This is a genomic window from Ruminococcus sp. CAG:57 (genome assembly GCF_000435935.1).
Lineage (GTDB): Bacteria > Bacillota > Clostridia > Oscillospirales > Ruminococcaceae > Hominimerdicola > Hominimerdicola aceti.
In genome coordinates this window covers 126,735-148,222 of sequence record NZ_FR890710.1, presented here as the reverse complement: position 1 = coordinate 148,222, position 21,488 = coordinate 126,735, and the positions used below count along the sequence as shown (strand labels likewise).

The following is a 21,488-nucleotide window of genomic DNA, read 5'->3' as shown; positions in this document are numbered from 1 at the left end:
TCATAAGTCTTTACAATTTTATAATACTTATGTGACAGGGGAGTGATAGCTGTACGAAATACAGAGCATTTTAAGTAAATTTAAAGTAGCAAATACTCAAAATGCTCCGCTGTTGAATTATTTATCTGTCTAAAAGCGATGTATCTATGTAATTTGTAGGGGAGCGGTGCAATTTCTGCTTTGCAGAGATCCGACATCCCACTTGTTTGGAAATTATTTCGCCCCTACACTTGTTCAACATTTTCGTAGTTTTTATTATGACAGCTTCTCAATGCCCTTTCTTATTCTTGCAAGAGTATCCTCCTTGCCGATGAGATATGATATCTCAACACCGCCGCCCGGAGTGAACGCCTTACCTGAAACTGCAACTCTAAGAGGCCACAGAACGATACCGTTCTTTACGCCAAGCTTGCCGATAAGGTCAAAGAGTGCGTCATGGATATTTTCCTCTGTCCAGTCCTCAACGCCCTCGAGAACAGGGAGAACTTCTTTGAGAGATTCCAGAGAATTTTCAGGATTCGTTTTCATCTTCTTATGTGTATAGAGAGCTATATCATACTCAGGGAGAGCGTCGATAAAGTCTACCATTTCAGGTATCTCTGTGAAAAGCTCTGTTCTTGCCTGCAAGAGCTTTGCGATCTCGTTAAGGTCAACGTCCTCTCTATGAACGGACTGCTTGATATAAGGGATAGCATACTCAGCAAACTTCTCAGGGGTCATAGCCTTTATATACTTGCCGTTGATAGCTTTAAGCTTAGCAGGGTCGAAGATAGCAGGGGACTTAGAAAGTCCGTGGATATCGAATTCCTTAACAAGCTCTTCAAGTGAGAATATCTCGTTCTCGCCCTTTGGCGCCCAGCCAAGCAGAGCGATATAGTTTATAACAGCTTCTTTAAGATAGCCCTTTTTCATAAGATCCTCATAGGAAGCGTCGCCGTCTCTCTTTGAAAGCTTATGCTGTTTATCTTTCATGATATGCTCAACATGGATATAGGTTGGTATCTCCCAGCCAAAAGCCTTATAGAGCAGGTTATACTTAGGTGCAGAAGCAAGGTACTCGTTACCTCTTACAACGTGGGTGATACCCATAAGGTGGTCGTCAACGACGTTTGCAAAGTTATAGGTAGGCATACCGTCTGTCTTTATAAGTATCTGGTCGTCGAGGGTAGAGCAGTCAACAGTGATATCGCCGTAAAGCTCGTCATGGAAAGTAACTTCGCCCTCTGTAGGTATTTTCTGTCTGATAACATAAGGAACACCTGCGTCAAGCTTTTCCTTTATCTCTTCAGGCGAGAGGTTACGGCAATGTCTGTCATACATTGGAGCGATACCGCTTGCTTCCTGAATGGCTCTTACTTCCTCAAGTCTTTCCTTGTCGCAGAAGCAATAATAAGCCTCGCCCTTTTCAACGAGTTCCTCGGCATATTTCTTAAACATACCCATTCTCTGTGACTGGATATACGGACCTACAGGTCCGCCGATATCAGGGCCTTCGTCCCAATTAAGACCAACGTCTTTAAGTGTTTTATAGATGACCTCAACAGCACCGTCAACATAACGCTCCTGGTCTGTATCCTCGATACGGAGAATAAAGTCTCCTCCGTTCTGCTTTGCAATAAGATAGGTAAAGAGTGCTGTTCTCAGGTTACCTATGTGCATATAACCTGTTGGTGAAGGTGCAAATCTTGTTCTTACCTTGTTCATTTATATCTTCCTTTCAAAATTAGAGTCTTATTTCATATCCTGCTCATCAAATGCAATTTTTACATATTTCGCAGGATTATTTGCAATATACTGCCTTATTTCTGCGTGTTGCTTTCTGTTTTTGATTATCGTATCATAAAAAGATTTTTGCCATATGGAATAACCTAGTTCTTTTGTGACAGCCTCTTTGAAATGTTTTATGACCCTTGAAAGTGTCGGTGTTTCACTTGTAGGGGCGAACAGTGTTCGCCCGTTTTTCGGCTGTTTTTCAATTTTGATTATAATATGCACATGGTCAGGCATGATACAAGACATCTCTACAAAAACGTCGGGATAGTGCTCAGATATCTCTGTGAGTTTTCTCTTTACAAGTTTTCCTGTAACAGAAAGTTTTGGGTGCAGAATTTCATTTGCAGTCAGCGGGCGAACACTGTTCGCCCCTACATTCTCCCACAGGACTTGGTATTTTTTAGTAACACATATCGTCACAAAATACAAGCCGTTCGCAGAATAATCATAACCCTCAAGACGTATTTTCTTTCGTCTTGGCAAATCTTCACTTGTCATATTTTATTTTCCTCAAAATATCTGACCGCCTGCTCTTTGTTTTTTGCTATCTCCTCACGGAGGCTGTCAAAGCTGTCAAACATTTTTTCGGGGCGGAGAAATTCATGCAGTTCAAGTTTTAGCTTTCTGCCGTAAAGATCCCCATGATAATCCATGATGAAGGTTTCTGCAAGGGGAGCTGTTTCAACATGGACGGTAGGCTTTACGCCTATATTTGTCACGCCTGCATACTTATTTCCGTCTATTTCAACAGCGGAGCAATAAACGCCGAATTTCGGCATTACCCTGCCCTTTGGTATCTGCTGATTTATCGTGGGGAAATCCCACGTTCTGCCACGTTGAAAGCCGTGTTCCACTTCAAGGCAGAATCCAAAATGATAACCCAGCATTTCATTTGCTTTGGCTATCTCGCCCTCACGGACGCATCGTCTTATCTCAGTGGAACTTATGACCTCACCGCCCATGAGCAGTGGACTTACTATTTCCACATCTATATCATATTTTTCACCGAGCCTTTTAAGGTCAACAGCCTTGCCCTGTGCGCCTTTGCCGAATGTAAAATCGTTTCCGCACACTGCGCCGCTGCAATTGAGCCTTTCTTTCAGCACCTTTTTCACAAAATCCTCCGGTGACATACCTTTGAACTCTGCAAAATCAGGTGAGAAAAGCACTTCGACCCCAAGCTCTGCCATTTTTTTATGCTTTTCCTCGTCGCTCATAAGCATTTCTATCCTGCCGTCATGACCTTTTGAGGTCACTGTGTCGGTCTTAAAACAGAAAACTGCCGAATGTCCGTCAAGGCTCTGAGCCTTTTTCACAGCCGTTGTTATTATGAGCTGATGTCCTCTGTGGACTCCGTCAAAAAGTCCAAGAGCGCAAACTGTCCTTTTTTCGGGGATAAACCCGCTGTTTGTTATATCCGTCAAAATATCCCTCCGAATAAAACAAATTATCAGAAATTTTTGAAGCTTCTGAAACTGCCCTCATGAAAAGCGCCGATACCGAGGAAGCTGTTATCACTGCCGTAGACACGGTAGAGCTTGTCCTCTGACAGATCTTTTATCCCTGTCTGCTCAGGTCTGAGCTTTACTCCGTTTCTATAAAGCTTTGTTTCCCACTGCCCAAGGGTGGTTTTTTCATAGCTTACAAAGGCTCTGTCAAGTGGGATAAGCATTTGTGACAGCTTATCCTGCTCACAAATTTCGGCTATCTCCTCTATGGTATAACAATCTTTTATATCAACGCCCCCTGAATAGGAACGCTCAAGAGAAGTCATCATTCCGCCACAGCCAAGCTTTTCACCTATGTCGCTGATAACGGAGCGTATATAAGTACCTTTTTCGCAATCAACTTTCATTACGCCCCTGCGTGAAGCTTCGTCATATTCTATTATATCAATGCTGTCGATATGGACAGCTCTCGGCTCACGCTCTATTTCTTTGCCTGCTCTTGCAAGCTCATAGAGCTTTTTGCCGTTCACTTTTATTGCAGAATACATAGGCGGCACCTGCATGATATCGCCTGCAAAACTGCTTTTTGCACATTCAAGGTCGGCTCTGGTAACTGCCTTATCGCTTGTTTTTAACGTCTTTCCTGTGCTGTCTAAGGTATCTGTGCTTACCCCAAGCTGAAAGCCTGCAGTATAGACCTTTCGTCTGTCGGGGATAATATCGCAGGCTTTTGTGGCTCTGCCAACGAAAACAGGCAGAACGCCTGTTGCCATAGGGTCAAGGGTCCCTGAATGACCCAATCTTTTTATCCTTAGAACGCCTCTGAGCTTTGCGATAACGTCAAAAGAAGTCCAGCCCTCGGGCTTTTTTACAGGCAAAATGCCGCAGATATTATCATTGCTGTTATCCAAGCTCATCAGCCCAAGACCTTTTCCGCTTGCTTGAGAAGCTTAGCCTTGACTTCTTCAAGGCTTCCTGTTATCTCACAGCCTGCGGCTCTTATGTGTCCTCCGCCGCCAAACTCACGGCAGAATGCAGAAGCGTCTATCTCATCGTCGCTTCTTACTGATATTTTAAAGACGTTCTCGTGTCTTTGCTTAACTGTTATGCCTATTTTCACGCCCTCAACGGACAATGGTATAGAAGCAAGTCCCTCGAACTCGGCAGCGTCAACGCCACTTTTCTCCATAAGCTCTTTTGTAAGCACTATCATAGAGCATTTGCCACCGCAGTAATACTCCATATTCGCTGTAACGGACTGCTCCACCATAAGTCTGCCCTTGCTTTTTACATCAAACATTTTTCTATTGATATAAGCAAAATCTATGCCATATGACATAAGCTCTGCACAGGCGATGTGAGCCTGCGGAGTTGTGTTTTCATACTTGAAGCAGCCTGTATCCGTTGCAATGCCTGTATAAAGGCATCTCGCTATCTGACGTGATATATTTCTGCCTGAAGCTTTGAATATCTTATACATTATAAGTGCTGCGGCAGAAGCGTCTGCTTCTACATATGACTGCTTTGCAAAATACTTGTTTGAGATGTGGTGGTCGATGCAAAGGTCGATCGCACCCTCCTCGGCATACTTTGAAAGGTTGCTGCCAAGAAGATTTGTGTCTGCGATATCCACTGCGATAACGTACTTCACATCAAATTCCTGAGGGTAATAGCTCTCATAGATAAGATCATATCTTTCGGGAAAGCTGTCGGAATTTACAACGTTAGCCTTTTTCCCCATATCTCTCAGAAAAGCGCACAGGGCAAAGCCTGAACCAAGCGTATCGCCGTCGGGACTTTTATGAGTTAAAATAAGAAAATTGTCGTTTTCTTCAAATATTTTAAGAATATCCTGAAATGTCATAATATCCTTTCTCCTCTATTACTCTTCGCCGTCTTTCTCTTCTTTTTCTTCTTCGGGCAGAACTTCTTTAAGAAGCTTGTTTATCTTTGCTGAATGCTCGATAGAATTATCTGAGATAAATTTAAGCTCAGGGCATTTTTTCAGCTTCAGCACGTTTGATATTTCTCTTTTGAGAAATCCTGTTGCCGACTCAAAGCCTTTAACGGCTTCCTTTGCCTTTTCATAGCCCTCAAAGCTTGAAACATACACTTTACAGAATGAGCCGTCGCCTGCCACGTCGCAGCGGACGATAGTGAGCATATCTCCTCCGTGTATCCTTGGGTCTTTAAGGTCTCTCATTTTGCCCGATATTATTCTTCTTATATCTTCGGACATACGTCCTGCTCTGTAACCTGCCATAATATCTTTATCTCCTGCTTAAATATGCTCTTACGGGGCGGCTGTCCGTCCCGTAAGCATCATTATCAATCTCTGTATTCTTCCATATAGAACGCCTCGAAAATGTCGCCCTCCTTGATATCGGTGAACTTTTCAAGAGTGATACCGCACTCAAAGCCTGCGGCAACTTCCTTGGCGTCGTCCTTAAATCTCTTAAGGCTTGACATCTTATCCTCGGCGATAACGATACCGTCTCTTACGACTCTTATCTCGTTATTTCTGCCCACCTTACCGTCAAGAACGTAAGAACCTGCTACAGTACCAACATTGGATATCTTGTAGACCTGTCTTACTTCGATACGGGCTGTTTCCACCTCTCTGTACTTAGGAGCAAGCATACCCTTCATAGCGTCTGTTATTTCTTCTATTGCATCATAGATTATTCTGTAAAGTCTGATATCAACGCCGCTCTGCTCTGCATTCTGCTTTGCAACAGGGTCAGGACGAACGTTAAATCCAACGATGATAGCGTTTGAAGCGTTTGCGAGCATAACGTCGCTTTCAGATACAGCGCCTACGCCGCCGTGGATGACCTTAACTCTGACCTCGTCATTTGAAAGCTTTTCAAGTGACTGCTTAACGGCTTCAACTGAGCCTTGAACGTCAGCCTTGACGATGATAGGAAGCTCTTTCATTTCTCCCTCAGCTATCTGGCTGAACAGATTGTCGAGAGTTACCTTCTGATGCTGCTGGAACAGTTCTTCCTTAGCTTCATGCTTTCTCTGCTCAACAAGCTCTCTTGCAAGCTTTTCGTCTGCAACTGCGTTGAAAACGTCACCTGCACTTGGAACTTCGCCCAGACCTGTTATCTCAACAGGTGTTGACGGGCCGGCTTCCTTAATGCTTCTGCCCTTATCGTTTGTCATCGTTCTTATACGTCCGACAGAAGTGCCTGCGATTATAACGTCGCCTGACTTCAAAGTACCGTTCTGAACGAGAAGTGTAGCAACAGGGCCTTTACCCTTATCAAGTCTGGCCTCGACAACAGTACCTCTTGCAAGTCTGTCAGGGTTAGCTTTAAGCTCCTTGACCTCTGCAACGAGGAGAATGTTTTCAAGAAGCTCGTCGATACCCATACCGGTCTTTGCGGAAACAGGCACTGCGATAACGTCGCCGCCCCATTCCTCGACAACGAGGGACTGCTCTGTGAGCTGCTGCTTAACTCTGTCAGGATCTGCGCCTTCTTTATCCATTTTATTGATAGCAACGATTATTGAAACGCCTGCTGCCTTTGCGTGGTTGATAGACTCGATAGTCTGCGGCATGATACCGTCATCAGCGGCAACAACGAGGATAGCGATATCTGTAACGTTCGCACCTCTTGCTCTCATGGCTGTGAAAGCTTCATGACCCGGAGTATCCAGGAACGTTATCTTCTTGCCTTGATACTCCACCTGATATGCACCGATATGCTGTGTGATACCGCCTGCCTCAGTGTCAGTAACGTGAGCGTTTCTTATTCTGTCGAGGATAGATGTCTTACCATGGTCAACGTGACCCATAACGACAACGACAGGGCATCTTTCCTGCAGGCTCTCCTCTGGATCTTCGTCAGTTTCGATAAGTCTTTCTTCTATTGTAACGTGTACTTCCTTTTCAACCTTTGCGCCAAACTCTTCTGCAACAAGTGCGGCGGTATCAAAGTCGACCACCTCATTGATAGAAGCCATTACGCCAAGACCCATAAGCTTTTTGATGACCTCGGTAGCTGTTACTTTAAGTCTGCTTGCAAGCTCTGAAACAACGATCTCGTCAGGTATCATGACCTTGAGCTGCTGCTTTCTTGCTCTTTCAAGCTCCAGTCTGCGGAGCTTTTCGCTCTCAGTTTCCTTCTTATGTGAGAACTGCTGTTTCTTTCTCTGCTGAGATTTCTGAGTGAGCTTCTGCTTCTTTGTGAAGTTATCCTTGCTCTTGTTCTGCTTTGAGTTTGCAAGGTTATCATACTTCTCGTTATACTTATCAAGCTCTATATAGCTTCCTCTTGTGTCGATAGTTCTCTGTGTGCCGAACGAATCGTTATCCTCAGAGATAGTATATCCGCCTGAAGCTTCTTTCTTATCAGAAAAACCGCCAAGCTGCTGACGAACGCCATGCTCTTTCTTCTTTGCAGGTTTCTGTGGAGCTGGCTGCTTTTTCTTCTGTTCAGGTGCAGGCTGTTTTGTTTCGACCTTGACCTCCGGCTTCTTTTCCACCTTTGGCTCTGCCTTAGGCTCAGGCTTTGCTTCCGCCTTTGGAGCCGGCTTAGGCTCAGGCTTTGCTTCTGCCTTTGGAGTCGGCTTAGGCTCAGGCTTCTTTTCAGCCTTTTTCTCCTTTTTCTCAGCCTTTACAGGCTTCTTATCTGCCTTCTTTTCTTCCTTGACAGGCTTTACGTTATTTGCATAGAAAGCATCAAAGCTGTCCACCTGATTGTTCTGTGTATAATACTCCAGAACATAAGAGATCTCCTCAGGGGTAAGCACTGACTGTGTTTTCTTTGGCTCTCCGCCGAGCTTGCCAAGACACTCGATAAGGTCGTTATTTGTAACTTTCAGATCCTTAGCCATATCGCTAAGCTTATATTTAGTTGTTTTCATACTCATAGGCTGTAAAATACCTCCTCAATAAATGCTAAATGCTATAAAACTCATTTTCGTCTATAGGGATCTCCTCAAGCCCTTTGGCGCAAGCCTTTGCGAAGCCTCCCTCGCAAATAGCGACAACGCCTGTTCTTTTGCCAAGACCAAAATGGATATCGTCCATTGTCATGCCAAGACTGTAAAGCTTTATCCCGTTTTTGTAGCAGTTGAACTTTATCTCTTTAAGAGATTTAGGTGAAAAATCCGTTGCCGCAAACACTGCGCAGGCTTTGCCTGTATTGCAGGCGTCCTTCACCATATCCATACCCATTACAAGCTTTCCTGCTTTTCTGCACATTGTAACAAGCCCTATTTTATTATTCATTTTCCCTAAGCTCGCCCTCCATGCTGTTATATATATCCTCGCTTATCATGCAGGAAAAGCTTCTTTCAAACTTTCTTGCCTTTCTTGCTTTTTCAAAGCATTCGACGCTTTTGCATATATAAGCGCCTCTGCCTGATTTTTTGCCTGTGAGGTCAAGGGAGATATCCCCCTCTTTTGACTTCACCACTCTGATAAGCTCTCTCTTGGGTTTCATTTCGCCGCACCCAAGACACATTCTCATTGGTATCTTCTTAGTTTTCATCATCGGCAGCCTCAGCCTTTGCAGAGCTTTCGGATACGATATCTATTTTATAGCCTGTCAGACCTGCGGCAAGCTTTGCGTTCTGACCCTTATTACCGATAGCAAGTGAGAGCTGGTTGTCAGGAACAGTAACACGGCACTCTCTTACGCCCTCCTCTTCGCTGAGAACAACGTTTATTACCTCAGCCGGAGCAAGAGCCTTTGCGATAAACTGTGCAGGGTCTTCGCACCAATTGATAACGTCTATCTTCTCGCCCTTAAGCTCGTTCACAACAGAAGTTATTCTTGACTTTCTAGGACCGATACAAGCGCCAACGGCGTCAACATTAGGGTCCTTTGAATAAACCGCTATCTTGCTTCTTGCACCTGCAACTCTTGAAATAGCCTTTACTTCAACAGTGCCGTCTGCTATCTCAGGAACTTCAAGCTCAAAAAGTCTTTTAACAAGCTCTCTGTGAGTTCTTGATATCTTGATAGAAGGCTTTCTGTCAGGATTTGCGATACCCACAACATATACCTTGATGATATCTCCTGCCTTGAGTGTTTCGCCTGGTATCTGCTCGTTTCTTACAAGATAAACTTCGTTCTTGTCGATAGTAAGTATAGCGTTCTGAGTAGCAGGCTCGACCTTCTGGACTGTGGCAGAAACGCACTCATGCTCCTTATCGTGATACTGCTCGATAAGTCTTGCTCTTTCAAAATCCTTGATATCGTGCTTGATAGACTGCTTTGCATTCTGAGCGGCAACTCTGCCGAACTTTGCAGGGTCGAGAGGTATCTCCACCATATCGCCCACCTTGATGTTAGGGTCATAGACCTTTGCTTCGTCAAGGAAGATCTCGTTGTCAGGGTCGTCAACATACATAACGTCCATAACTTCCTTGAGTATCCTTATATCGAGCTTTCCTGTAACAGGGTCGATATCCACTCTGATATTCTCGCAGTAAGGATAATCCTTCTTGATAGCCTTTTCAATACCTGATTTTATTTTCTCAATAAGTATATCGCTGCCAATATTATTTTCCTTTTCCAAATCTGTCAGAGCTTCAAAAAATTTGCTGGTCATTTCCTTATTCATTTTCTGATCAATCCTTTCACACTTGATTCGGGCTTTGCCCATATTTATTAAATTTCTTCATTCAGAACAGGTCTGCGTCATCATTGAGCTTTACATAAGCACAATCTGCAAGCTTAAACTCTACATTCTCCACGCCGTTCATATCCTCGTCCAGCTTCTGACAAAGTATCTTATCCTTGTCATATCCCACAAGACCCACAACGAACTCTTTTTCACCGTTTTCGTCAGGTCTTATGAGCCTTACTCTTATAACGTCGCCTATGCAGACCTCAAAATGCTCGGGCCTTCTAAGCTCTCTGCCAAGTCCGGGACTTCCGCACTCCAGCACATAGCTCTGAGCTATAGGGTCTGCCTCGTCAAGCACCTTGTTCATCGGTCTTGTGAAAGCCTCGCAATCGTCCATATCTATGCCGCCGTCCTTGTCGATAAGCACCCTGAGGTACCACGTTGCTCCCTCCTTTTCAAACCTTACGTCCCAAAGGAAAAAGCCAAGCTCGTCTGCGATAGGCTGTGCAAGCTCTCTTACTTTTTCTACCGTAGTTTTCTTTACTTCCATACAGCACCTCCGTTAATGCTTCCCAAAGCAAAGCCATTAGGCTTTGCCATGAAAAAAAAGCCCCATACAAAACCAAAAGACCGGAAGTCAAGTTCCAGTCTTTCATTAAAAGCCTATTGTGATTATTATACCACACAAAACAGTTTTTTGCAAGGACATTCAAAAGTTTTTAATGAAAAGAATTAAATATTATGTTAATAGTCTGTAAACATTTCGTCAACTGACGTTCTTTTCATTCTCCTCAGGGATATCCTTAGGTTTTGCTTTTTCTTTATCCACGGGTTTCTTCACTGTTCCCTCGACGAAATCCAGCGGAACGGTGAACATTATTCCCGTATTGGGCTGAGATAGATCGCCCACAGTATTATAAACTATCTTTCGTGCGGTATCGAGCTGATTATTTTTTATTACTGAGAGGATAGTTCTGTTATCCTCTTCACCGCTGAAAAGTCCTCGGATAGAGGCGCTGAGAAAGCTGCTGTCAAGTCTTGAAAGGGTCATTGCCATACCTGACGACTCGATTATAGTCGCACCCTTTATGCCTGCTGCTGAAAGTCCCTCCAGCAAATAGTCAAGCACGTCTGTTTTATTAAGGATTATGACCAGAAGTTTCACGTTATATCGCCCCCTGTTAAAATTTCAGCCTTTACGTTTTTACTTCTCCGCTGCTGACGGTGCAGTATCTTTGAGCATTGTCTGAACGCTCTCCTTGAACTTATCAGACACCTTAAAGTGAGAATCGTCCGTCCACTCGCCCTCCGGCACAAGAGCTTCTGCAGGAGTAAGGTTCTGATCCAGCATATCCTTGAGATACGACTTTTCTTCCTTATACTGTGCACTTGTCCAATCGGTATCGCTGTTTGCGGTGAATATATTATAGAAGTTATCAAGATTATCCTTAGTGATATTCGTCTGCTGGAAAGCGTTGTTTATAAGCATTGTCACCGCAGTTCCAAGAAACTTCATATTACCGTTCCTGCCCTCTTTGAAAACAGGATACTGACAGATAAGTCTTATCTGATGACCGCTGAGGTTAGTCAGATCGCCGCTTGGGATAGCGATATCGTTCTCGTCATTATCCTGAGAGAGATAGTAAAGCTCCTCATCAGGAGTATATGTAATTCCGCCCACAATATCCGCCGCATTCTCGAATGCGTCATTTGTGAGAGAAACGTAATTGTCTATAGTGATACCGAAAGTGTCTGCAACGGCTGCTTCAAGCTTCACCATGCCGCCCTCTTCGTGTATCTCACGCATTGTCTGGCTTCCGCTCACTGTGAACGCTGAAACAGGCATTATGATTATCTTCTTTGCGTCCGGTGCAACTCTTATGACTGTTGCGTCTGCAAGAACGCCCTTGCTGTTCACTCTTGCAAAAAGGGTATTATAAACCGGGCTTTTTATGCCTGCGTCGCTGTCGCTGTCATCATTGCCGATAACACCAAACTCTCTGAGGGCATACAGTGCAAGCATGCCGATAACAAAGAGGAATATTATCATCGTTATGAAGTAGACCAGAGCGATAGGAGCCTGAGATCTTCTTTTTTTCTTGTGAGCTTTCGTCTGAGCCATGTTATTGATCTCCTTACTTTCAAATATATACAGGCAGGCATACTGTCCGCCATATTTTCATATATAAACTTTTTCGGAAAAATTCTCGAAAACTATTGAACAATTTGCAATTTAGGTGTAAACTAAATAGGACGGCTGTCTGAGTCTGAGTCGATATAAAAAACAGGATTATCGTCAAGGCATATGATATTCAGCGTAAGGCCTGCACGCTTTGCCATGTTTATGGTCTGCAAAGTGCCTGAGCCTTTGGCTTTCTCTTTTATGACCCCGATCAGACGAGAGGAATGTTCAACCATAAAGCTGTTTCGCTTTTTATAACAGCCGTTTTCATACTTGGGGCTTGTTATCACGACCGCACTGCAAGAGTTCAGAATAAGCGAATATGTATAGCTGTCCAAGGGTGTTTTCATCTCTGTACGCTGACCTGCATAGGGCAGAACGCACACGAGCTTCATATCCTTATATTCGGGCTGAGCCGAAAGGCTGTGGACTATCTCAGCACAGCGCAGGTCGATACCTTTTGACATACCTGATATAAAAGTACGGCAGCCTTCGCTATATGCTTCCTTTATCATAAGGACGAGCATACTCAGGAGATTTTTCATACCCTGCTTATGGACATCGCCGCCGAAAGGCAGATCCCTGTCCCTATGACCTGTAAAGCAGCAAGAGGTATCTCGGTTGCAGAAAAATTCTTCTGCGAGGACGATATTACTCACATCAAAGCCTCCTGAAAAATTTGGCGACACAATGCCCATGATAAGAACATTATAACACATTGATTTATCTTTTTCAATAGAAAATGACAAATATTTTGCGCAAAGGCACAATTATAAAACCGAAAGGGAAGAAAAATAAAATGGATTTTTTGAAGAGAGCATGGGCTGAGGTAGATCTTGACAGCATTGAATACAATCTGAAAGAATACCGCAGGCTCATAGGGGAAAAAACAGAGATAATGTGCGTTGTAAAGGCGAGCTGCTACGGACATTTTGACAACGGGGTAGTTCCGTTTCTTGAAAACGAGATGGACATTCGCTGGTTTGCGGTATCGAACATACACGAAGCCCACAGGCTCAGGGATATGGGCATAAAGGGCGAGATACTTATTTTAGGCTACACACCTCCTGAGAATGCGAAGTGGCTCACAAGGCTTGACATAATTCAGGCTTGCACAGAGCTTTCATATGCTAAAGCACTTTCAGAAAACGCTGACGGCAAGGTACGCATACATGCCGCTATCGACACGGGCATGACGAGGATAGGTCTTCACGGGGAAACCGACAAGATATACGATGAGCTTAAAGAGATATCGAAGCTTGAAAACATTGCGCTGGAGGGCATTTTCACCCACTATGCGGTGGCTGACAGCCTGAGAGAGCAGGACGAGGAATACACAAAGGCACAGACGGAGAAGATACTTGCCGTTGCTGACAAGTGCGAAGCAGAGGGGCTTCACCTTGAAAAAGTGCATTTTCTCAACTCAGCCGGCGGAGTATACTATTATAATGAGAGAAGCTCTCTTGCAAGGCTTGGAATAATACTTTACGGACTTTATCCTGACCCTGCAAAGGCTCTGCCTTTTGAGCCAAAGCCTGCTATGGAATTTAAGGCGGCTGTTGCGCAGGTAAAATACATAGACAATGGCACTGACGTAAGCTACGGCAGGACTTACACTGCAAATGGCAAAGTAAAGCTCGCAACTGTTACGGCAGGCTATGCAGACGGATATCCCAGGGTGCTTTCAAACAAAGGATATGTGCTTATCAACGGAAAGAAATGCCCTATCACAGGCAGGATATGTATGGATCAGTTCATGTGTGATGTAACTGAGGTAGAGGACGTAAAGGCTGGGGACGAGGCTGTCCTCATAGGCGCACAGGGAAATGAAAAGATAACCGCCGACGATATCGGCAAAATGACAGGAACGATAGGCTACGAGATAGTTTGCGGAATATCTGCAAGAGTGCCGAGAATTATCTCACGCCATGGAGAGCAGACGGCTGTTCTTGAAATAGAGTAAGGGAGGATAAAGAGCCATGATAAGATTTTTCGGCGGCAGGGTAATGACCCTTGCCAACGGCATAGAAACGCAGGATATAGAGGTCTGGACGGAAGGCTCAAAGATAGTTTTCGTTGGCAAGCCTACGGCTGAGGAGCTTGACGGAAAGGTTTTTGAACGTGAATATGACCTCAAGGGAAATCTCCTTATGCCGTCATTCAAAAATGCGCACACTCACTCGGCAATGACTTTTCTGCGTTCATATGCTGACGATATGCCTTTGCAGGACTGGCTTTTCAAGCAGATCTTTCCAATGGAAGCAAAGCTTGACGGAGAGAAAGTTTACTGGCTCACGAAGCTTGCTATACTTGAATATCTCACAACAGGCTGTACGGCGGCATTTGATATGTACTTTGAGCTTGACGATTATGTAAAAGCCTGCATAGAAAGCGGCTTCCGCTCTGTGCTTTGCGGTGCGGTAAGCGGTGACAAGTCTAATCTTGAAAGGCTTGAAAACAACTATCTGAAATACAACAATGTTGACCCTCTTATAAGCTTTATGCTTGGCTTCCATGCAGAATACACCTGCGAAAAGGAGCTTATGGAAGGCGTTGGCAAGCTTGCGGCAAAATACAAAGCGCCTGTTGCAATGCACAACTCGGAAACTGCAAAAGAAGTCAGAGAGTGCATAGAGAAATATGGCATGACGCCAACTGAGCTTTTTGACAGCTTCGGAATTTTCGACTTTGGCGGTGCAGGCTTCCACTGCGTTCACATGAGCGACAAGGATCTTGAGATATTCAAAAACAAGGGCGTATGGGCTGTTCACTGTGCAGGCTCTAACGTAAAGCTTGCAAGCGGCATTGCGCCTATCGTAAAAATGCAGGATATGGGAATAAACATTGCTATAGGTACTGACGGCCCTGCAAGCAACAACTGTCTTGATATGTTCAGAGAAATGTTCCTTATGACAGGCTTGCAGAAGATAGCTTGCGATGATGCTTCTGCCTGCCCTGCTGACTCGGTGCTGAAAGCGGCAACTGTAGGCTCTGCAAGGGCAATGGGGCTTTTTGACTGCGACATTATCGCAGAGGGCAAGCAGGCTGACCTTATCGTTATCGACCTTTTTCAGCCTAATATGCAGCCTCTTAACAACATAGGCAAAAACCTTGTTTACAGCGGTTCAAAGCAAAATGTAAAGCTCACGATGTGCGCAGGAAAGGTGCTTTATGAGGACGGCGAGTTCAGGATAGGCGAAGAACCTGCGGTCATTTACAAGAAAGCTAACGAGATAATCGAGAGCATGAAAGATTAAATGTAGGGGCGGCCTTGGGTCGCCTTTATCTTTTACGCAAATACTGTGTTGACACACAAAAAAGGGACGCTTTGAAACGTCCCTTTTTACATTATATTCTATTCTTCAAAGAAAAATGCTTCGTTTGCAGGATAGTCAGTTTCGTCCGTGAGAGTTACCACTGCACAGCCATTTGAGCTTTCGTCCTTTTTGCCGAATATCTGATCTCTGAAAAGCCAGAAAACGTCAACGCAGATAACAGCAAGTATAAGAATGATAAGTATTATCGGCACAAGTGCGCCTGCACCCTTTCCAGGTGTAACGCCGTTCATTTGATTCATCTGATTTGGCTGGATAGGCTGTCCACCCTGATTCATCTGTGGCATTGCATTGTTCACAGGCTGAGTAGGCTGCTGATAGCCCTCTGGTGTAAGAACTCTTTCAGGCTGCTGAGGCTGTGGGGCAACGTTCGGTGTTTCAGCAACTGTTGGCGTCTGAGGTATTTCCACAGTTCTTGAAGCCATTGCAACTTCCTCGGCTGTCGGCTGTGCAGGCTGAACAGGCTTTGCAGGCTCTTGCCCTGGCAGATAAACGCTGTCCATAGTCGGCATATCAGGAGTCGTTGGCGGGATAGTCTGATTTTGCACAGGAGTATCGTCAAAATGCAGCTCAGGCACTTCGATAGACTCCATTTCAGGATTTCTCTCGTCCACTACAGACTCGTCGGCAGGCGTTTCGTCCTGCGGCACGGCTGTTCCGCAGACGTTGCAGAACTTAGCACCCGCATTAAGTGTATTTCCGCACACTGAGCAGACCTTGCTCTTTATAAGCTTCTGCGGCATTCTTGTTCCGCAGGCAGCGCAGAACTTTGCACCGTCGGCAACAGGCAGACCGCATTTTGGACAATTTTCCATATTAATACCCTCTTTTCATATTATTATTGATCCCCTCAGCCCTTTTGGCTGAGATCAAATTTTTCGATAACTTTTCCGAAAATATACCAGTTGTTTTCTATTTTGACCACTGTTATCTCACGGCTGGCAGACAGCTCGCCGCTGTCTGTAGTCTCTGTGAGCTTTGCTGTCATTGTAACAGCTTTTTTAATAGTCACATTTTTGTGATAGCTTTCCTTATAGCTTTTTTCAAGGTCTTTCAAGCCGTCGCTGTCAAGCTCTTTTTTATTGCTGAGCTTATAAGAAAGCTCCGTTTTTTCCTCGCCCCTTGTGAGAAGCGTTTCCGCAAGAGCTTCATTATAGCTGTCGCTGTTTTTATACTCCGCCTCCGCTTCTGGGGTAAAGCAGGAAAGATATGACTGCGTATCGCTATACTGCGCCGCTGTGACAAGTGTCGCCACGGGCTGTTCATATCCCAGGACCGCTCTTTCTTCCTCTCCGCAGGAGCAAAAGAGCATTGCCACACACAAAAGCATACACAGCACTGATAATTTTTTCATTGTGCAAACACCGCATTTTCAAAAACGGGCGGAAAATTCTCCGCCCGTTACTGATCGTTTATATATCTTAGAAACCTGTGCTTATTGGAAGGTCGCCCTCGTCCAGAAGCACCCATGTGCCGTCCATCTTTCCAACAATAACAGTTGTCTTGTCGGTCTTATCAGCGTCTTCGCCTTCGATAGTGTACTTGATCTTTACCTTATAAGCCTTTGTAAGCTTATACTTCTTAGCCTTTTTGCTGCTGAGTATTGACGCAACGTCTGAAACTTCGTTATAGCTGTCGATATCGTCTGAGTCTACCTCAGTCTTTTTAACTACCTCATAGCTTATCTCAGCGTCATCGCCGTATTTCTTTGTAAGTCTATCTCTCTGCTTTTCAGCCTCTTCGTCAAAATCCTCGTCGCTTATCTCAATGATACCGTCCAGAGCGTCTGCCATATCTTTATAATAAGGAGGCATAAGCTCTTCATAAGCCTTACCGTCACCGTCATTGAGAACGTCCATAACGTTATTGATAGGAGTTTTCCAGCTTCCGCCGCCGAATATCATGCAAAGGATAACGACTACCAGAATAACAAGCACAAGCAGAACCGCCAGAACTGCGATAGTGAGCTTATTAGGCTTGTTTTTGAGATTTTTGATGTTTTCAACAGAAACAGCGTCCTTTATAGCGTTCATGTCGATATTCTTGGCTGCCTGCTGAAGATTTGCCATTGGTGAAGCGGTCTGCTGTGCAGGCTGCTGAGGTGCTATTGTTGCACCGCACTGAGTACAGAAAGTCGCATTGTCATTAAGCTGAGCTCCGCACTGTCCACAAAATTTTGCCATATGATTATCTCTCCATATTCTTGATATATTTTTTGAAGATACTTACTTCATAATAATATATTAAACTAAAGCGTTAGATTTGTCAATAGTTTTTCACAAAGTTTAGCAAAAAAGTACACATCATCAGCCCTTTTCGCACATTTGTTACATATTATTTTGAAAAAGCTGTTACAAAACCTTAAAGCTGTTTACCTATTCTTATAATGCTTTCAGTGATAAGCTTTTTGAAAAGGGGAGCAGCCTTGTCTGCACACTCCTGAACTTCAGCATGAGTGAGAGGATTATCCGTCATGCCTGCTGCAAGGTTTGCAACGCAGGATATTCCGCAGACTTTCATGCCTGCATGATTTGCGGCGATAGCCTCGCAGGCTGTTGACATTCCCACTGCGTCAGCACCGATAGTTCTTGCCATTCTTATTTCCGCAGGGGACTCGAAAGACGGTCCGGTGAGCTGGAGATAAACGCCATGACGGAGGGTTATGTCAAAATCTTCTGCCGCACCTGAGATGATATCCCTGAGCTTTTTGTTATATATCTCACTCATATCAGGAAATCTTGTTCCAAGCTCGTCGATGTTCTTGCCAATAAGAGGATTAGGAACAAAGCTTGAGATATGGTCGGTTATAAGCATGAAGTCGCCTGCCTTGAAGCCTGCGTTCACTCCGCCTGATGCGTTTGTAAGGAAAAGCACCTTTGCGCCCAACATTCTCATAAGTCTTGCAGGAAGCACAACGTCCTCCATTGCATAGCCCTCATAATAATGCACTCTGCCCTGCATTATAACAACAGGCACTTCGCCAACATATCCGAAAACGAACTGACCCTTATGACCCTCTACCGTTGATGTAGGGAAGCCCTCTATATCCTTATAGCTGAGGGTGTATTTCACGTCTATGGAATTTGCATAATCGCCAAGACCTGAGCCAAGCACAAGGGCTACCTTTGGCTCAAAGTCTATTTTACTTTTTACGCACTCATAACATTTTGTAAGCTTTTCATAAGCTGTCATAAAATTTCCTCCTATCAATCCTCACCAAGCTTTAACGCCTGACTTATCTTTATCTTCTTTATAAGTCTGCCAAGCACCACAAAGGCTGTGAGCAGCATTACTCCTATAACTGCATAAAGCTTCAGATAGTCGCTGCGTTCAGGTATCACTGCAAACGGCGGCACTGACTGGCTTGCGTCGAAGATGCTCTGGAACAGCGGTACGAAAAGGTCGCTGGTTATGCCACCGATAAAGATAGCGGCGAATATTGCAACGCCTGACACCAAAAGCTGTTCATAGACTATCATCATTATTATCTCTCTGAACTTCATTCCCATTGCTCTTAGGATACCAAACTGCAAAGTCCTGCTCTTTATGGAGAGTATCCAATAGATAAGGAAACCTATTATGCACATCACCATGATGATGATAAAGCCGAGAGTGAGAGCGCCGTTCATGCCCTGGAGCATAGGGTCGTTTTTCTTTTCTATGGTCTGCTGGCTTGCAGATTCAAGGGTGAGGGGTTTAATGCCTGCTTTGTCTATTGAGTCATAAAACTCCTGAACGGAAGCTCCGTCTTTGAGCTTGAACCATACCTCATAAGGCTCCATGCTTGTCTGAACGTTCACATAATCGTAGTTCATAACGGCAAAGTCCATATAACCGCCGTTTTTCGCCTCTTTATAAGGGCTTAGTCCCGGCCAGTAGTCAACAAAGGCAAGGACGGTCACTTCAAAGGGCTCGTTTCCGCCCCACTTACACTCTACAGTATCACCAAGCTCCAGACCGTAGCTCTTGAAGCTTGAAGAGAGGATAACTCCCGGGGTGTACTCTGCGAGGGCGTTCAGGTAGTTATTTAACTGAACTGGCAGAAGTCTGTCCTCAAATTTGCAGACCTTTGAGAAATCGCTTGGCACTATGGTCATAAGCTGGACATTGCTTGTTGAGCTTTTGCCTGAGCTTGTGTCAACGCTTTGGTCAAGGAAATCGTCACGGGTCTTTTCCTCATCGTCAGACTTTGTCTGCTGTCTTGGAACGTTCATTTTGTTTGAAGATATGGTCACGTCGTCTTTTCTGAAAACCTTTGTGACATTTTCCACTCCTGCGAGCTTTTCAAATCGCTCAAAAACAGGCTCTACATACTGTATGGTAGTTTCTGTATCTTCTTCGTCGCTTTCTTCGGAAGTCTGCTTTGTGCCTGATTGAGCTGCCTGAGATGCGTTTTGAGGAGTGGTCTGCTGTGCAGATTCTATTTTACTGCTATACCACTGCTCTGTAAGAACAGCGTCGCAGCCAACCCCATAGGCAACGCTTTCCTCGGCATTTCTGTTCAAGGCTCTTGCGGTATTGGCAAAGAACACGCCCAATGATACAGTAAGAACAAGGAACAGCATCAAAAATCTTTCCCTGCCCGTTGAGGAGCGACCGATATTAGTCAGTGAAACATACTGTGCAGGCGACCACACTCTTCTGCCTATTCTTGCGAGAAGCCTTATTATATAAGGATATATCCTTATAAGAAACAGACCAAGACCAAGTATAAAGGCAGTGGAAGCCACGAACATTATAGGGTTTACTGTTGCGGTGGTATCTGTTACACCCTCTGCAACAAGCTTTTCCTGAGTTTTGTTGTAATAATAAAGCCAGCCAACTGAACCGCCCACAAGGATAAAATCAAGGCAGACCTTTTCCCACAGAGCGTGCTTTTTCTTTTTGGCTTTTGACTGCTTATGCTCAACAATAGTTGTTTTTGTGGCAGGAACGATCGGTATCATAGTTGTGACAAAGAACACTGCCACGGCTATTGCCGCATAGACGACAGCTTCTATTGTCATATGAACAGGGAGCGAACGCCTGTTGACAAACTCCAAGAATCCGTTTGACGCACCAAGTACCTTGCAAAGTCCAAGGCCTGCGAATGGTCCTATTATAACGGTCAGAACGCCCAGTACGAGAGATTCCAGAGCATAAATGCCCATTATCTGCAAGCGGCTTGCTCCACGGCTTTTGAACACCGCTATCTCGTTACGCTCCTGCTCAACGTTGAGCTGCGACACCATAAAGAGATAGAATATTATCATAAGTATGACAGGTATCTGCAAAAGCCACAAAACAAGCTGGAGCTGTGATGAACGGCTCTCATAGTCCTTGAGGATATCTGAGGCAGGCATCGAAAAGCCTATGGAATTATCACCAAAAAAGGTCTTTTGCTTTGCTATCGTCTCATTTGTGCTTGCAAGGTCAGTCATATTCATGGAAGCATAATCCACCGCATAGTTATGGACAGCCTTTGTGATATTCACAACGCCAGTATCAACGCAATCCCCGAGCATTGTGTCATAATCTGTAAAGACAACGGCTGTATACTGAGAATCAAGACCCTCTGCCCAATATGCGTCATTTTCGTCCTTAACGTCAAAAACGCCCACGATCTCTATTTTTATTGACTTGTTATCATCAAACACGTCGGCTATCTCATATACTGTGTTTATAGCAAGCTCTGTGCTTTTCATGGCTTTTTCTGTGGCAACGCACTCGTAAACGCCGTCTGAACGCTTGCCTGCAGTGAACATTCTGCCCTGCTTTATGCTGATATGGTCGGAAATATCCGTCATACCGCCGAGAGTGAATCTTGCCTGCGAATTGCCATCTGAAACGGCAAGTGAACGCACATAGAGATACTCGTCACTTATATACTTCTTATCAAGCTTTTCAGGCAGACCAAGCTCCTTGAACTTAGCCTCCACTTTGTTATTATAATTCTCAACAGCTTTCTGCTGCTCACTGCCTGAGATATCCATTTTCAATCCATAGCTGGTATTATACGCACCTGGATAGATCTCATATTCTGTCTGGAACGACTCAAGATCCTTTACAAGCATTCTTTGCAGAGAAGCGTTCATATAAATAGGGATAGTGCTCATCATGGCAGACGCCATAACAAAGCCTATCAGCAGGCAAAGCACCATCCATTTGGTGTTTCGCATTTTA

General features: G+C 44.6%; 21 protein-coding genes. 2 read left to right on the top strand and 19 right to left on the bottom strand.

What is annotated here, in order from left to right; all coding sequences use genetic code 11:
* Positions 1–255 precede the first annotated feature (255 nt).
* From gltX to QVO88_RS04055, 14 genes are all read right to left on the bottom strand, one after another.
* Positions 256–1,704, bottom strand: coding sequence for a glutamate--tRNA ligase (gene gltX / locus QVO88_RS04120; RefSeq protein ID WP_022287263.1), 1,449 nt, complete (start codon positions 1,702–1,704; stop codon positions 256–258).
* Positions 1,705–1,731: 27 nt separating this feature from the next.
* The gene (locus QVO88_RS04115; RefSeq protein ID WP_022287262.1) at positions 1,732–2,271 is read right to left on the bottom strand and encodes a transposase; all 540 of its coding nucleotides are present in this window, start codon (positions 2,269–2,271) and stop codon (positions 1,732–1,734) included.
* The gene (gene ribF / locus QVO88_RS04110; RefSeq protein ID WP_022287261.1) at positions 2,268–3,197 is read right to left on the bottom strand and encodes a riboflavin biosynthesis protein RibF; all 930 of its coding nucleotides are present in this window, start codon (positions 3,195–3,197) and stop codon (positions 2,268–2,270) included. Before ribF ends, QVO88_RS04115 begins: the two co-directional genes overlap by 4 nt.
* A gap of 26 nt (positions 3,198–3,223) precedes the next feature.
* Positions 3,224–4,138, bottom strand: coding sequence for a tRNA pseudouridine(55) synthase TruB (truB, locus tag QVO88_RS04105; protein WP_022287260.1), 915 nt, complete (start codon positions 4,136–4,138; stop codon positions 3,224–3,226).
* Positions 4,138–5,085 carry a bifunctional oligoribonuclease/PAP phosphatase NrnA gene (locus tag QVO88_RS04100; RefSeq protein WP_022287259.1) on the bottom strand — a complete coding sequence of 316 codons (948 nt, stop codon included), beginning with the start codon at positions 5,083–5,085 and terminating at the stop codon, positions 4,138–4,140. The genes truB and QVO88_RS04100 overlap by 1 nt, the downstream gene beginning before the upstream one ends.
* An 18-nt stretch (positions 5,086–5,103) precedes the next feature.
* Positions 5,104–5,484, bottom strand: coding sequence for a 30S ribosome-binding factor RbfA (gene rbfA / locus QVO88_RS04095; protein WP_022287258.1), 381 nt, complete (start codon positions 5,482–5,484; stop codon positions 5,104–5,106).
* 65 nt (positions 5,485–5,549) lie between these two features.
* The gene (gene infB, locus QVO88_RS04090) at positions 5,550–8,102 is read right to left on the bottom strand and encodes a translation initiation factor IF-2 (RefSeq protein ID WP_022287257.1); all 2,553 of its coding nucleotides are present in this window, start codon (positions 8,100–8,102) and stop codon (positions 5,550–5,552) included.
* Positions 8,103–8,130: 28 nt separating this feature from the next.
* Positions 8,131–8,463 carry a ribosomal L7Ae/L30e/S12e/Gadd45 family protein gene (locus tag QVO88_RS04085; protein ID WP_022287256.1) on the bottom strand — a complete coding sequence of 111 codons (333 nt, stop codon included), beginning with the start codon at positions 8,461–8,463 and terminating at the stop codon, positions 8,131–8,133.
* Positions 8,456–8,725: an RNase P modulator RnpM gene (rnpM, locus tag QVO88_RS04080; protein WP_038672821.1), complete on the bottom strand. Its 270-nt coding sequence runs from the start codon at positions 8,723–8,725 to the stop codon at positions 8,456–8,458. Before rnpM ends, QVO88_RS04085 begins: the two co-directional genes overlap by 8 nt.
* Positions 8,715–9,791, bottom strand: coding sequence for a transcription termination factor NusA (gene nusA / locus QVO88_RS04075; protein ID WP_117892165.1), 1,077 nt, complete (start codon positions 9,789–9,791; stop codon positions 8,715–8,717). The genes rnpM and nusA overlap by 11 nt, the downstream gene beginning before the upstream one ends.
* 73 nt (positions 9,792–9,864) lie before the next feature.
* On the bottom strand, positions 9,865–10,359 hold the full coding sequence (gene rimP, locus QVO88_RS04070; RefSeq protein ID WP_022287253.1) for a ribosome maturation factor RimP: 495 nt from the start codon (positions 10,357–10,359) through the stop codon (positions 9,865–9,867).
* A 216-nt stretch (positions 10,360–10,575) separates the two neighbouring features.
* Entirely contained in the window at positions 10,576–10,974 is a 399-nt protein-coding gene (locus tag QVO88_RS04065; RefSeq protein ID WP_022287252.1) for a hypothetical protein, read from the bottom strand.
* Positions 10,975–11,013: 39 nt separating this feature from the next.
* Positions 11,014–11,931 (bottom strand): LCP family protein, encoded by a 918-nt coding sequence (locus QVO88_RS04060; protein WP_022287251.1) that lies wholly within the window; start codon positions 11,929–11,931, stop codon positions 11,014–11,016.
* Between the two features lie 122 nt (positions 11,932–12,053).
* A complete protein-coding gene (locus tag QVO88_RS04055) occupies positions 12,054–12,650 on the bottom strand; it encodes an SLOG family protein (RefSeq protein WP_288177763.1) in 597 nt (198 codons plus the stop codon).
* A gap of 140 nt (positions 12,651–12,790) precedes the next feature.
* On the opposite strand from QVO88_RS04055, the gene alr reads away from it, so the two are divergent.
* Together alr and QVO88_RS04045 are read left to right on the top strand one after the other, a co-directional pair.
* Positions 12,791–13,954, top strand: a complete 1,164-nt coding sequence (alr, locus tag QVO88_RS04050) for an alanine racemase (protein WP_022287249.1) — start codon at positions 12,791–12,793, stop codon at positions 13,952–13,954.
* A 16-nt stretch (positions 13,955–13,970) separates the two neighbouring features.
* On the top strand, positions 13,971–15,248 hold the full coding sequence (locus tag QVO88_RS04045; protein WP_022287248.1) for an amidohydrolase: 1,278 nt from the start codon (positions 13,971–13,973) through the stop codon (positions 15,246–15,248).
* Positions 15,249–15,346: 98 nt separating this feature from the next.
* On the opposite strand, the gene QVO88_RS04040 is transcribed toward QVO88_RS04045, so the two are convergent.
* The 5 genes from QVO88_RS04040 to QVO88_RS04020 form a co-directional block, all read right to left on the bottom strand.
* On the bottom strand, positions 15,347–16,141 hold the full coding sequence (locus tag QVO88_RS04040; RefSeq protein ID WP_022287247.1) for a zinc ribbon domain-containing protein: 795 nt from the start codon (positions 16,139–16,141) through the stop codon (positions 15,347–15,349).
* A gap of 35 nt (positions 16,142–16,176) precedes the next feature.
* Positions 16,177–16,680 carry a hypothetical protein gene (locus QVO88_RS04035; RefSeq protein WP_117923317.1) on the bottom strand — a complete coding sequence of 168 codons (504 nt, stop codon included), beginning with the start codon at positions 16,678–16,680 and terminating at the stop codon, positions 16,177–16,179.
* A gap of 67 nt (positions 16,681–16,747) precedes the next feature.
* Entirely contained in the window at positions 16,748–17,509 is a 762-nt protein-coding gene (locus QVO88_RS04030) for a zinc ribbon domain-containing protein (RefSeq protein WP_022287245.1), read from the bottom strand.
* 178 nt (positions 17,510–17,687) lie between these two features.
* Positions 17,688–18,518 carry a purine-nucleoside phosphorylase gene (locus QVO88_RS04025; protein ID WP_022287244.1) on the bottom strand — a complete coding sequence of 277 codons (831 nt, stop codon included), beginning with the start codon at positions 18,516–18,518 and terminating at the stop codon, positions 17,688–17,690.
* A gap of 14 nt (positions 18,519–18,532) precedes the next feature.
* Positions 18,533–21,484 (bottom strand): ABC transporter permease, encoded by a 2,952-nt coding sequence (locus QVO88_RS04020; RefSeq protein ID WP_288177762.1) that lies wholly within the window; start codon positions 21,482–21,484, stop codon positions 18,533–18,535.
* Between the last annotated feature and the right edge of the window lie 4 nt (positions 21,485–21,488).

Excerpts from the sequence above, each read along its gene's own strand:
- gltX (WP_022287263.1), bottom strand. The coding sequence starts at position 1,704 with ATGAACAAGGTAAGAACAAGATTTGCACCTTCACCAACAGGTTATATG.
- QVO88_RS04115 (WP_022287262.1), bottom strand. The coding sequence starts at position 2,271 with ATGACAAGTGAAGATTTGCCAAGACGAAAGAAAATACGTCTTGAGGGT.
- truB (WP_022287260.1), bottom strand. The coding sequence starts at position 4,138 with ATGAGCTTGGATAACAGCAATGATAATATCTGCGGCATTTTGCCTGTA.
- QVO88_RS04100 (WP_022287259.1), bottom strand. The coding sequence starts at position 5,085 with ATGACATTTCAGGATATTCTTAAAATATTTGAAGAAAACGACAATTTT.
- rbfA (WP_022287258.1), bottom strand. The coding sequence starts at position 5,484 with ATGGCAGGTTACAGAGCAGGACGTATGTCCGAAGATATAAGAAGAATA.
- infB (WP_022287257.1), bottom strand. The coding sequence starts at position 8,102 with ATGAGTATGAAAACAACTAAATATAAGCTTAGCGATATGGCTAAGGAT.
- QVO88_RS04085 (WP_022287256.1), bottom strand. The coding sequence starts at position 8,463 with ATGAATAATAAAATAGGGCTTGTTACAATGTGCAGAAAAGCAGGAAAG.
- rnpM (WP_038672821.1), bottom strand. The coding sequence starts at position 8,725 with ATGAAAACTAAGAAGATACCAATGAGAATGTGTCTTGGGTGCGGCGAA.
- nusA (WP_117892165.1), bottom strand. The coding sequence starts at position 9,791 with ATGACCAGCAAATTTTTTGAAGCTCTGACAGATTTGGAAAAGGAAAAT.
- rimP (WP_022287253.1), bottom strand. The coding sequence starts at position 10,359 with ATGGAAGTAAAGAAAACTACGGTAGAAAAAGTAAGAGAGCTTGCACAG.
- QVO88_RS04060 (WP_022287251.1), bottom strand. The coding sequence starts at position 11,931 with ATGGCTCAGACGAAAGCTCACAAGAAAAAAAGAAGATCTCAGGCTCCT.
- alr (WP_022287249.1), top strand. The coding sequence starts at position 12,791 with ATGGATTTTTTGAAGAGAGCATGGGCTGAGGTAGATCTTGACAGCATT.
- QVO88_RS04045 (WP_022287248.1), top strand. The coding sequence starts at position 13,971 with ATGATAAGATTTTTCGGCGGCAGGGTAATGACCCTTGCCAACGGCATA.
- QVO88_RS04040 (WP_022287247.1), bottom strand. The coding sequence starts at position 16,141 with ATGGAAAATTGTCCAAAATGCGGTCTGCCTGTTGCCGACGGTGCAAAG.
- QVO88_RS04035 (WP_117923317.1), bottom strand. The coding sequence starts at position 16,680 with ATGAAAAAATTATCAGTGCTGTGTATGCTTTTGTGTGTGGCAATGCTC.
- QVO88_RS04030 (WP_022287245.1), bottom strand. The coding sequence starts at position 17,509 with ATGGCAAAATTTTGTGGACAGTGCGGAGCTCAGCTTAATGACAATGCG.
- QVO88_RS04025 (WP_022287244.1), bottom strand. The coding sequence starts at position 18,518 with ATGACAGCTTATGAAAAGCTTACAAAATGTTATGAGTGCGTAAAAAGT.
- QVO88_RS04020 (WP_288177762.1), bottom strand. The coding sequence starts at position 21,484 with ATGCGAAACACCAAATGGATGGTGCTTTGCCTGCTGATAGGCTTTGTT.